This window comes from Streptomyces sp. URMC 127, from assembly GCF_051386535.1.
GTDB lineage: Bacteria > Actinomycetota > Actinomycetes > Streptomycetales > Streptomycetaceae > Streptomyces.
Genome location: NZ_JBPQTW010000079.1, coordinates 15062 through 27697, shown reverse-complemented (window position 1 = coordinate 27697; position 12636 = coordinate 15062). Strand labels below are relative to the sequence as shown.

1 protein-coding gene and 1 pseudogene are annotated in these 12636 nt (G+C 75.2%); both read left to right on the top strand.

Features of this window, described 5'->3' with window-relative positions; translation table 11 throughout:
• Positions 1-482: 482 nt before the first annotated feature.
• Positions 483-7049: pseudogene (locus tag ACSNOH_RS17790) on the top strand (SDR family NAD(P)-dependent oxidoreductase); the annotation flags it as partial.
• A 43-nt stretch (positions 7050-7092) separates the two neighbouring features.
• The gene (locus ACSNOH_RS17785; protein WP_436722329.1) at positions 7093-12624 is read left to right on the top strand and encodes an SDR family NAD(P)-dependent oxidoreductase; all 5532 of its coding nucleotides are present in this window, start codon (positions 7093-7095) and stop codon (positions 12622-12624) included.
• Positions 12625-12636: the final 12 nt, after the last annotated feature.

Genomic DNA, 12636 nt, shown 5'->3' with positions numbered 1-12636 from the left:
CGTCTTCCGGCATGGCTGGGGATATGGCTTCCGGCCTTGGCGAGGACACGGCCTCCGGCATGGCCGGGCATTCGGCGTCCAGCCTTGGCGAGGACCCGGCTTCCGGCCTTGGCGAGGACTCGTCTTCCGGCATGGCTGGGGATATGGCTTCCGGCCTTGGCGAGGACACGGCCTCCGGCATGGCCGGGCATTCGGCGTCCAGCCTCGGCGAGGACTCGTCTTCCGGCATGGCTGGGGATATGGCTTCCCGCCTTGGCGAGGACCCGGCCTCCGGCCTTGGCGAGGGCCCGTCTTCCGGCCTGGCCGAGGCCACCGTCTCCGGCGAGGGCACCGCCTCCGCCTTCATCCGGGGCACCGCCCAGAGCCTCGGCACCGCCCAGAGCCTCCGCACCGCTCCGAGCCCGGGCACAGCCCCGAGCCTGGGCACCGCCCCGAACCTCCCCACCGCCCCGGGCGGTCTCCGCTCCGCCCCGGGCGGGCTCGGTACCGTTCTGCTCACCGGCGCCTCCGGCGCGCTCGGCGGGGCCCTCGCCCGGCATCTGGTGACCGCTCACGGCGTGCGCCGACTGCTGCTCGTCAGCCGTCGCGGCGCGGACGCCCCCGGTGCCGCCGCCCTGCAGGCCGAGCTCGCCGCGCTCGGCGCCGAAGCGACCTGGGCCGCCTGCGACGTCGCCGACCGTGACGCCCTCGCCGGGCTGCTGGCCGACACCCCGGTCGACTCCGTCGTGCACACCGCCGGCGTGCTCGACGACGGCGTGATCGCCGCGCTGACGCCGGAGCGCCTGGACGCCGTCCTCGCGCCCAAGGCCGACGCCGTGCTCAACCTGCACGAGCTCACCGGCGAGGACACGGCGTTCGTGCTGTTCTCGTCCGCCGCGGGCGCCTTCGGCAACCCCGGCCAGGGCAACTACGCCGCGGCCAACGCCTTCCTCGACGCCTTCGCCCGGCACCGCAGCGCCCAGGGCCGGCCCACGGTCTCGCTGGCGTGGGGCCTGTGGGAGCAGGACGGCGCCATGGCCGGCGCCCTCGACGCGACGGACCGTACGCGCATGGCCCGCTCCGGCGTCCTGCCGCTCTCCACCGAGGACGGCCTGCGGCTGTTCGACGCGGCGCTCGCCTCGGACGAGCCCGTGCTCGTACCCGTCCGCCTTGACACCGCCGCCCTGCGCAACCAGGCGGCCGGCACCGTGCCGGCACTGCTGCGCGGACTCGTCCGCGGCACCACGCGCGGCACCGCCCGGAGCGCCGCCACCGGCACCTTCGCCGGCCGGCTCGCCGGGCTGGCCGCGGACGAGCGCGACGAGGCCGTCCTGGACCTGGTCCGGGCCGAGGTCGCCGCCGTCCTCGGGCACGCCTCGCCGGGGGCCGTCCGGGCCGGGCACGCCTTCCAGGACCTGGGCTTCGACTCGCTGACGGCCGTGGAACTGCGCAACCGGCTGTCCACCGCCACCGGTCTGCGCCTGCCCGCCACCCTCGTCTTCGACCACCCCACCCCCGCCGCCCTGGCCCGGCACATCGGCACGGAACTCCTCGGCGAGGCCCCGGCGGACGCGTCCACGACCGCGGCCGCCACGCGGCGGACCGCGGCCGCCGACGACGAGCCGATCGCCATCGTCGGCATGAGCTGCCGCCTGCCGGGCGGGGTGCGCTCGCCGGAGGACCTGTGGCGGCTGGTGGCCGCCGGCCGGGACGGCATCTCCCGCTTCCCGGACAACCGCGGCTGGGACGTCGACGGGCTCTACGACCCCGACCCCGAGCGCCTCGGCAAGACCTACGCGCGCGACGGCGGCTTCCTGCACGAGGCGGCCGACTTCGACGCCGGCTTCTTCGGCATCAGCCCCCGCGAAGCCCTGGCCATGGACCCGCAGCAGCGGCTGCTGCTGGAGGCGTCCTGGGAGGCGTTCGAACGCGCCGGGATCGACCCGGCGACGGTCCGCGGCAGCAGCACCGGCGTCTTCACGGGCCTGATGTACCACGACTACGGGCAGGGCCCGCGCGAACTGCCCGAGGGCGTCGAGGGCCTGCTCACCACAGGTGGCTCCGGCAGCGTCGCCTCCGGCCGCGTCTCGTACACCTTCGGCCTGGAGGGCCCGGCCGTCACCGTAGACACCGCGTGCTCGTCGTCGCTGGTCGCCCTGCACCTGGCCGTGCAGGCGCTGCGCAACGGCGAGTGCACCATGGCCCTCGCCGGCGGTGTCACCGTCATGGCGAGCCCCACGGTCTTCGTGGAGTTCAGCCGCCAGCGCGGCCTGTCGCCCGACGGACGGTGCAAGGCGTTCGCCGCCGGTGCCGACGGCACCGGCTGGGGCGAAGGCGTCGGCATGCTGCTGGTGGAGCGGCTCAGCGACGCCGAGCGCAACGGGCACCAGGTCCTCGCGGTCGTCCGCGGCTCGGCCGTCAACCAGGACGGCGCGTCCAACGGCCTGACCGCCCCCAACGGCCCCTCCCAGCAGCGCGTCATCCGCCAGGCCCTGGCGTCCGCCGGCCTCACCCCGGCCGACGTCGACGCCGTCGAGGCCCACGGCACCGGCACCAAGCTCGGTGACCCGATCGAGGCGCAGGCGCTCATCGCCACGTACGGCCAGGAACGCCCCGAGGGACAGCCCCTGTGGCTGGGCTCGCTGAAGTCCAACATCGGCCACACGCAGGCCGCCGCAGGCGTGGCCGGTGTCATCAAGATGGTCATGGCGATGCGCCACGGCATGCTGCCGCGCACGCTCCACGTGGACGAGCCGACCCCGCATGTCGACTGGTCGGCGGGTGACGTACGGCTGCTGACCGAGGCCGTCGACTGGCCGGAGACCGACCGTCCGCGCCGCGCCGCGGTCTCGTCCTTCGGCGTCAGCGGCACCAACGCCCACACCATCATCGAGCAGGCCCCCGCCGCAGCCGCGCCCGCGGCCGCCCCTGCCCCGGACTCGGGCACGGCCGTGCCGTGGGTGCTCTCCGGCCGGACCGAAGCGGCGCTGCGGGCGCAGGCCGCACGCCTCGCGTCCTTCCTCAACGACACCGGCGACACCGACGGCACCGGCAGCACCGGCGGCCAGGCGGTACCGGTGGCCGACACGGCGTACTCGCTGGCCACCACCCGCGCGGCCTTCGAACACCGCGCCGTGGTCGTCGCGGACAACCCCGAGGAGCTCCGGCAGGGGCTGGCCGGCATCGCCGGCGGCACCACGCCGCCCAACGCCGTGACCGGCACCGCACGCACCGGCGGCAAGACCGTCTTCGTGTTCCCGGGCCAGGGCTCGCAGTGGGTGGGCATGGCCGCCGAGCTGCTGGAGACCTCCCCGGTCTTCCGCGACCGGATCGACGCCTGCGAGCGGGCCCTCGCGCCGCACGTGGACTGGTCGCTGACCGCAGTGCTCCGCGGCACGTCCGACGTCGAGCAGGACCGGGTCGACGTGCTGCAGCCCGTGCTGTGGGCCATGACGGTCGCGCTGGCCGAAGTGTGGCGCTCCTTCGGAGTCACCCCCGACGCCGTCGTCGGGCACTCCCAGGGCGAGGTCTCCGCGGCGGTGATCGCGGGAGCGGTCTCCCTGGAGGACGGCGCGCGCATCGTCGCGCGGCGCAGCCTCGCCGTGCGCGAGCTCCAGGGCCTCGGCGGCATGGCCTCGGTGACGCTCCCCGGCGAAGAGGCCGAGGAGCTGATCGGCCGCTGGACCGGCCGCCTCGGCATCGGCGCCGTCAACGGACCCGGGACCGTCGTGGTCTCCGGCGACACCGACGCCCTGGACGAACTCCTCGCGCACTGCGAGAAGGAGGGCATCCAGGCCCGCAAGGTCGCCGTCGACTACGCCGCCCACTCGCCGCAGATCGAACGCGTCGAAGCGCAGGCGAACGAGGGCTTTGCCGGCATCGGCACCCTCCCCGGCACCGTGCCCTTCTACTCCACGGTGACGGGCGGGAAGCTGGACGCGAGCGAGCTCGGCTCCGGCTACTGGTACCGCAACATGCGGCAGACGGTGCGGTTCCACGACGCGATCCGCGCCGCCCTGGCCGACGGGCACGACGTGTTCGTCGAAGTCAGCCCGCACCCCGTGCAGCTGGCGGGCATCCAGGACGCCGTCGAGGCCGCCGGCGCCGACGCCGCGGTCGTGCCGACGCTGCGCCGCGGCGACGGCGGCCGGCACCGGCTGATGCTGTCGCTGGCACAGGCCCACGTGCACGGCGCCCGCATCGACTGGGAGGCCGTCCTGCCGGGCGCGCGCCGCGTCGACCTCCCCACGTACGCGTTCCAGCACGAGCGGTACTGGCTGGAGGCGGGCGCACCGGCCGGCGACGTACGGACGGCCGGGCTGGACGCCGCCGACCACCCGTTCCTCGGCGCGGCGGTGGAACTGCCCGGCGACGGCGGCCACCTGCTGACCGGCCTGCTGTCCCTGCAGGCCCAGCCCTGGCTGGCCGACCACGCGGTGCTGGGCACCGTGCTGCTGCCGGGCACGGCCTTCGTGGAACTGGCCGCCCACGCCGCGGCCCGGACCGGCTGCGACCTGGTCGAGGAGCTCACGCTGCAGGCACCGCTGGTGCTGCCCGAACACGTTGGCGTCCAGGTCCAGGTCCACGTGGGAGCCCAGGACGACTCGGGCCGCCGCCCGATGAGCGTGCACTCGCGTACGGGGGACGGCCCCTGGATCCGCAACGCCACCGGCGCCCTCGCCACGGGAGCGACCCCCACGGGCACCGACCTGAGCAGCTGGCCCCCGGCCGACGCCCGGCCGGTGGACCTCGACGGCTTCTACGACGGACTGGCCGGCCTCGGCCTGAGCTACGGCCCGCTCTTCCAGGGCCTGCGCGCCGCCTGGCGCGGCAACGACGCGGTCTACGCCGAGCTGGCCGTCCCCGGCGAAGCGCACGCGGACGCGGAAGCGTTCGGAGTGCACCCGGCCCTGCTCGACTCCGCGCTGCACGCGCTCGGCGCCGGCGGCCTCGTACCGGCGGCCGACGGTCCCCTGCTGCCCTTCGCATGGTCCCGCGTCGCGGTGCACGGCACCGGAGCGGACCGCCTGCGGGTACGGCTCTCCCAGGCCGGCGGGGACGCCGTCCGGCTGGAAGCCGCCGACGGCACGGGCCGGCCCGTCGTGTCCGTGGAGTCGCTGACGCTGCGCCCGGTCTCGGCCGACCAGCTGCGGACGAGCTCCCGGGACTCCCTGTTCACCGTGGAGTGGGCACCGCTCGCCGCTACGGCGGCCGAAGCGAACAGCCCGGTGATACGGGCCTACGACGACATCGCCTCCCTCCGCGCCGCCGCTCAGGGGGCGGAGACCGGGACGGACCCGGACGCGGACGCCGTCGTCGTGCCCTGCCCGGCCGGGGCGGGCACCGAGGGCGACGCCGGACGGGTCCGGGACGTCCTGGCCGAGGTGCTCGCGCTGGTGCAGTGGTGGCTGGCCGAGGACCGGGCGGCCCGCCTGGTGCTGGTGACCCGTGGCGCGGTCGCCACCGGTGAGGACGACGCGGCACCGGGCGACCCGGCACAGGCGGCGGTGTGGGGCCTGGTCCGGTCGGCGCAGTCGGAGAACCCGGACCGCATCGTCCTCCTCGACACCGACCTGAACAGCGACAGGGACAACGACTGGAGCAACGACGGGGACAGCGACTGGGAGAAGATCGCGGCCACGGTCGTTCCCCGCCTCGTCGCCTCCGAAGAACCGCAGGCAGCGCTGCGCGGCGACGCGCTCCTGCTGCCCCGGCTCGCCAGGGCCGCCGCCGACGCCCCGCAGGAGACACCGGACTTCGGCACCGGCACGGTGCTCCTGACCGGCGCCTCCGGCGCCCTGGGCGGCCTCGTCGCCCGGCACCTCGTCGCCCGGCACGGCGTGCGCAGCCTGCTGCTGATGAGCCGGCGCGGCGCCGACGCCGACGGCGCGGCGGAACTCGGCGCGGAACTGACCGCCGCGGGCGCCGACGTGCACTGGGCCGCCTGCGACGCGGCCGACCGCGACGCCCTCGCCGCGGTACTGGCCGCCACACCGGTCACGGCCGTCGTGCACACGGCCGGCGTCCTCGACGACGGGGTGGTCGGCTCGCTCACCCCGGAGCGCCTGGACGCGGTGCTGCGCCCCAAGGCCGACGCGGTGCTGAACCTGCACGAACTGGCGGGCGACGTGTCGGCGTTCGTCCTCTTCTCCTCGCTCGCGGGCACGCTCGGCACCCCCGGCCAGGCCAACTACGCCGCGGCCAACGCCTTCCTGGACGCCTTCGCCCGGCACCGCCGTGCGCAGGGGCTGCCCGCGGTGTCCCTGCCGTGGGGCCTGTGGCAGCGGACCGGCACCATGACCGAGGACCTCGGCGGCGCCGACCGCACCCGGCTCGCCCGCGGCGGCGTGCTGCCGCTCTCCGACGAGGACGGCCTCGCACTCCTCGACGCCGCACTCGCCCTGCCGGAGCCGGTCGTGGTGGCGGCACGGCTGGACCTCGCCGCCCTGCGCAACGCGGCCGCACCCGTGCCGCCGCTGCTCAGGACGCTCGTCGGCGGCCGGCCACGGCGCACCGACCGGGCGGCCTCCGTACCACTGGCGCAGCGGATCGCGGACCTGCCCGAGAGCGAGCGCGAAGAGGCGGTCCTGGACCTCGTCCGCTCCGAGGTCGCCGCCGTCCTCGGGCACAGCTCGGCCAAGGCCGTCCAGCCCGGCCAGGCCTTCGGCGACCTGGGCTTCGACTCGCTGACCGCCGTGGAGCTCCGCAACCGGATGAACAAGGCCACCGGCCTGCGGCTGCCCGCGACGCTGGTCTTCGACCACCCGACGCCCGCCGCGCTCGCGCAGCGGGTCCTGAAGGACCTCCCCGGGGGCACGGGCGGCACGGCGCCCGTCTTCGACGAGCTCGACCGCCTCGCCGCCGCCCTCGACGGCGCCGGAGCGGACGGCGTCGACAACGTCACCCGAACCAAGATCAACATGCGTCTCCAGGCGCTGCTCGCCCGCTGGAACGGGAACGAGCCGGCCGATCCGGGAGGCGCCGGCGGAGCCGAGGACGAAGACGACCTCAGCTCGGCGAGCGACGAGGAGCTGTACGAGCTCCTCGACGACGAACTCGGCATCTCCTGAACTGCGCAGGCCAGAAGCAGGCCAAAAAGGGCGGGCAACACCGATGATGAACGAAGACAAGCTCCGGGACTACCTCAAGCGGGCCACCACCGACCTGCGCCAGGCCCGGCGGCGCGTGCGCGAGCTGGAGGCCCGCGACCAGGAGCCCATCGCCATCGTGGGCATGAGCTGCAGGTTCCCCGGCGGCGTCGGCACCCCCGAGGAGCTGTGGCGGCTGCTGGCCGACGGCCGCGACGCCATCTCGCAGTTCCCCACCGACCGCGGCTGGGACACCGACGCGCTCTACGACCCCGACCCCGAGCAGCCCGGCAAGGTCTACACCCGGCAGGGCGGCTTCCTCCACGACGCGGCGGACTTCGACGCGGACTTCTTCGGGATCTCGCCGCGCGAGGCGCTGGCGATGGACCCGCAGCAGCGGCTGCTGCTGGAGACCGCCTGGGAAGCCTTCGAACACGCGGGCATCGACCCCGCCGCCCTCAAGGGCAGCCGCACCGGCGTCTTCGCCGGCCTGATGTACCACGACTACGGCTTCACGCCCGGCGCCCTCCCCGAAGGCGTCGAAGGGCTGATGAGCACCGGCAACTCCGGCAGCGTCGCCTCCGGGCGCATCGCCTATACCTTCGGCTTCGAGGGCCCCGCGGTCACCGTAGACACGGCCTGCTCGTCGTCGCTGGTCGCCCTGCACCTGGCCGTGCAGGCGCTGCGCAACGGCGAGTGCACCATGGCCCTCGCCGGCGGCGTCACGGTCATGGCGGGCCCGAGCGCGTTCGTCGAGTTCAGCCGCCAGCGCGGACTCGCCCCCGACGGCCGCTGCAAGTCCTTCGCGGCGGCCGCGGACGGCGCGTCGTGGTCCGAAGGCGCCGGCCTGCTGCTCGTGGAACGGCTCCGGGACGCCCGCCGGCTCGGCCACCGGGTACTCGCGGTCGTCCGGGGCAGCGCCGTCAACCAGGACGGCGCCTCCAACGGCCTCACCGCCCCCAACGGCCCCTCGCAGCAGCGCGTCATCCTCGAAGCGCTGGCCGGCGCCCGGCTGTCCGCCGAAGAGGTCGACGCCGTCGAAGCCCACGGCACGGGCACCGGCCTCGGCGACCCGATCGAGGCGCAGGCGCTGCTCGCGACGTACGGGCAGGACCGCGAACGCCCGCTCCTGCTCGGCTCGCTGAAGTCGAACATCGGCCACACCCAGGCCGCGGCGGGCGTCGCCGGCGTGATGAAGATGGTGCTGGCGATGCAGCACGGTGTCCTGCCGCGGACCCTGCACGTCGACGAGCCGACCCCGCAGGTCGACTGGTCGGCCGGCTCGGTCGAGCTGCTGACCGAGGCGGCCGCGTGGCCGGAGACGGACCACCCGCGCCGGGCAGGCGTCTCCTCGTTCGGGATCAGCGGCACCAACGCGCACGTCATCCTTGAGCAGGCGACCGAGCCGGAGGCGGAGGCCGAGGCCGGCGCCGGGGAACAGTCCGGCGGCGAGCCCGCAGCCGAGGAGTCGCCGCGCCCCCGGACCGCGGTCGTGCCGTGGGTGCTCTCCGGGAAGACCGCGGAGGCGCTGCGCGAGCAGGCACAGCGGCTGCTGTCGTCCGCGGACCTGGCAGCCGCGTCACCGGCCGACGTGGGGTACTCGCTGGCGGTCACCCGCTCGGCACTGGAGCACCGCGCCGCGGTCGTCGGTGCCGGAACAGACGAGCTGCGCGCGGGGCTGACCGCGCTCGCGGCAGGCGAGCCCGCGGCGCACGTGGTCACCGGGCGCGCCGAGGCCACCGGCGGCAAGGCCGGGTTCTTGTTCTCGGGTCAGGGGTCGCAGCGGATCGGGATGGGGCGCGAGTTGTACGCCGCGTATCCGGTGTTCGCCGCGGCGTATGACGAGGTGTGTGCGCTGCTGGATGCGCCCGTCGACGTGGACTCCGAGGAGCTGCACCAGACCGGCTCGACGCAGCCTGCGCTGTTCGCCGTTGAGGTGGCGTTGTTCCGTCTCCTCGCATCGTGGGGCATCCGGCCGGACTACGTGGCCGGTCACTCCGTTGGCGAGATTGCTGCCGCGCATGTGGCGGGTGTGCTGTCGCTTGAGGATGCGGCGAAGCTGGTGTCCGCGCGCGCCCGGCTGATGCAGGCCCTGCCTGCCGGTGGTGCGATGGTGGCGGTTCAGGCGACCGAGGACGAGATGCTGCCGCATCTGACCGGTCAGGTCGGCATCGCGGCGATCAACGGGCCGCAGTCCGTCGTGGTCTCCGGCGCGGAGGACGCGGTCACCGCGATCGCCGAGATCTTCGCTGCTCAGGGCCGGAAGACATCCCGGCTGAAGGTCAGTCACGCGTTCCACTCGCCGTTGATGGACCCGATGCTGGAGGAGTTCGCGCAGATCGTGCGCGGGCTGACCTTCCACGCGCCGCAGATCCCGGTGGTCTCCAACCTCACGGGTGAGCTCGCCGAGTCGTACACCCCCGACTACTGGGTCCGCCACGTCCGTGAAGCGGTCCGCTTCGCCGACGGCGTCCGCACCCTGCACGAGCTGGGCGTGACGACCTTCGTGGAGATCGGCCCCGGCGGCGTGCTGAGTGCCCTCGCCCAGGGCTGCCTCGACACGGACGGCGACATCGTCACCGTCCCCGTACTCCGCACCGACCGCCCCGAGCCCGAGGCGATCACCCTCGCCGTCGGCCAGTTGCACACCCATGGCGTGTCCCCGGACTGGCAGGCCCTCTTCCCCGGCGCCGAGCGCGTCGGCCTGCCGACCTACGCCTTCCAGCGCGAGCGCTACTGGCTCGAAGGGACGGCCGCGCCCGACGTTTCCTCGGCGGGCCTGGACTCCTCCCGTCACCCCCTGCTCGGCGCCGTGGTGGAGACCGCCGGGGCAGAGGACATGCTGTTCACCGGCCGGTTGTCGCCGGCCGGCATGCCCTGGATCGCAGAACACACGGTCGGTGGCGTGCCGGTGCTCCCGGTCGCCGCGTTCGTGGAGCTCGCCCTGTGCGCGGGCCGGCAGGCCGGGTTCCCGCACCTGGAACAGCTGGACGCGGACGCCCCGCTGGTGCTGGCGGAACAGGGCGCCGTCCGCATCCAGGTGCAGGTCGGCGCGGGCGACGACGCCGACCGGCGGTCGGTACGGGTCTTCAGCCGGGCCGCGACCGGCGGTGCCGGCGAGCCGTGGGTCCGTCACGCCACCGGAGAACTCACCCGGAACGCTCCGGCGCCCGAGTTCGACATGGTGCTCTGGCCGCCGGCCGGCGCCGAACCCGTGGCCGTCGAGGGCCGTCCGTACCTGACCGCCGCCTGGCGCGCCGGGGACGAGCTGTATGCCGAAGCCGCGCTGCCTGCCGTGGAGCGCGACCGGGCGGAGGGCTACGGCCTTCACCCCGTACTGCTGGAAGCCGCCCTTGACACCCTGACGCTCGACAGCGCCGGCGACCCCGGTGCGCTGCTCATGCCCTACGCCTGGAGCGGCGCGTCCGTGCACGCCCCGGGAGCCGGGGCCGTGCGCATACGGGTCCGGCCCGTCGGCGGCGGCGACGCGGTGGCGGTCGAACTGGCCGATGCCGACGGCGTTCCTGTCGCCTCGGTGGCGGCCGTGCGGACGCGGACCATGTCGTCCCAGCAGGTGCTGGCCTCGCGCGTGGCGCACCAGGACTGGATGTTCGAGGTCGACTGGGTCGAACACACCGCTCCCACTGCTCCCACCGCTGCTTCCGCTTCCGGGGCCGAGTGGGCGGTCCTCGGCGGCGACGGCCCGTACGCCGACCTCGACGCGCTCCGCGTCGCGGTCGACGCCGGTGCGGCCGTGCCCGGCCACGTCCTCCTGCCCTGCGCCCCGAGCGAGGGCGATGCCGCCTCGGCGACGCGCGGGCTGCTGGCCGGTGTGCTGCCGGCCGTCCAGGAGTGGGTCGCCGACGAGCGGTTCGCCGACGCGCGGCTCGTGGTGATGACGCGCGGAGCCGTCGACCTGCACGGCACGGCCACGGACCTCGCGCACGCCGCGGTGGCCGGCCTCGTGAAGTCGGCCCAGACCGAGCACCCGGACCGGCTCCTGCTCGTCGACGCCGACGACGCGGTCGCCGACGGCGGCGTCACCCCCGTACTCGCCGCGGCGCTCGCCGCCCTGGACGAGCCGCAGGCCGCCGTGCGCGACGGCAAGCTGTTCGTGCCGCGCCTCGCCCGGATCGCCGCGCCCGAGGAGCCCGCCCCGGCCGGTGACGCGTGGGACCCGGAGGGAACCGTGCTGCTCACCGGCGCGACCGGTGGCCTCGGGCTGTCGCTCGCGCGGCACCTCGTCGCCGAACGCGGCGCACGCAGGCTGCTGCTGGTCAGCCGCCGCGGCCCGGCGGCCGAAGGCGCCGGCGAACTCGTCGCCGCCCTCACCGAGCTCGGCGCGCACGTCGACCTGGTCGCCTGTGACATCGCCGACCGGGACGCCCTCGCGGAGCTCCTGGCCTCGGTTCCGGCCGCACACCCGCTCGTGGCCGTCGTGCACGCCGCCGCGGCCCTCGACGACGGCGTGGTCACCGCCCTGACCCCGGAGCGCCTCGGCACCGTGCTGCGGCCGAAGGCCGACGGGGCCCTGCACCTGCACGAGCTGACCAAGGACATGCGCCTCTCCGCGTTCGTGCTCTTCTCCTCCCTGGCCGGGGTCCTGGGCAGCGCCGGCGCGGCGAGCTACGCCGCGGCCAACGCCTTCCTGGACGGGCTGGCGCGCCGGCGCCGGGCCGCCGGCCTGCCCGGCACCTCGCTGGCGTGGGGCCTGTGGACGGACAACGGCGGCATGGGCGACCGGATCACCGACGCCGACCGCAACCGCATGGGGCGGGCCGGAGTCGTGCCGTTCACCTCCGCGGAGGGGCTGGCACTCTTCGACGCCGCCCTCACCGTGGACCGTCCGGTGATCGTGCCGGCCCGGCTGGACGTGCCGGGGCTGCGCGCCATGGCCCGCGCCGGCCTGCTGCCCGCCGTCTTCCGCGGCCTCGCCGGCGACACCGGCGCCGCGGCCGAGGAGGCCGCGGCCGGCGCGACCCCCGCCCTGGCCCGCCGCCTCGCCGGACTGCCCGAGGCCGACCGGGAGAAGGCGCTGCTGGACCTGGTGCGCAACCAGGCCGCCGCCGCCCTCGGACACGCCACCGCGGCCCGGATCGAGCCCACCACGGCCTTCCGGGACATCGGCTTCGACTCCCTGACCGCGGTGGAGCTCCGCAACCGGCTCAAGGCCGCGACCGGGCTGCGGCTCAAGCCCACCCTCGTCTTCGACCACCCCAACCCCGTCGCGATCGCCCGGCTCCTGCACAAGGAACTGGTCGCCGGCCTCACCGCCGGCACCTCGCCGGTGCTCGACGAACTGGACAGGCTGGACGCCCAGCTGGCCGCACTCGCGCCGCAGGACGCGGTCCGGGACCAGGTCACCGCCCGGCTCAAGGCCCTGCTCTGGAAGTGGACCGACACCCACCAGGCGGCCACCGTGCACACGGCGGACACCGGCCTCGGCGCCGGCGACGGCGCCGCTCCCGGCCTCGGCGACCTCGATCTCGACCGGCTCGACACCGCCACCGACGACGAGATGTTCGACCTCATCGACCAAGAGCTCGGATCCCTCTAACTCTTCTCACGC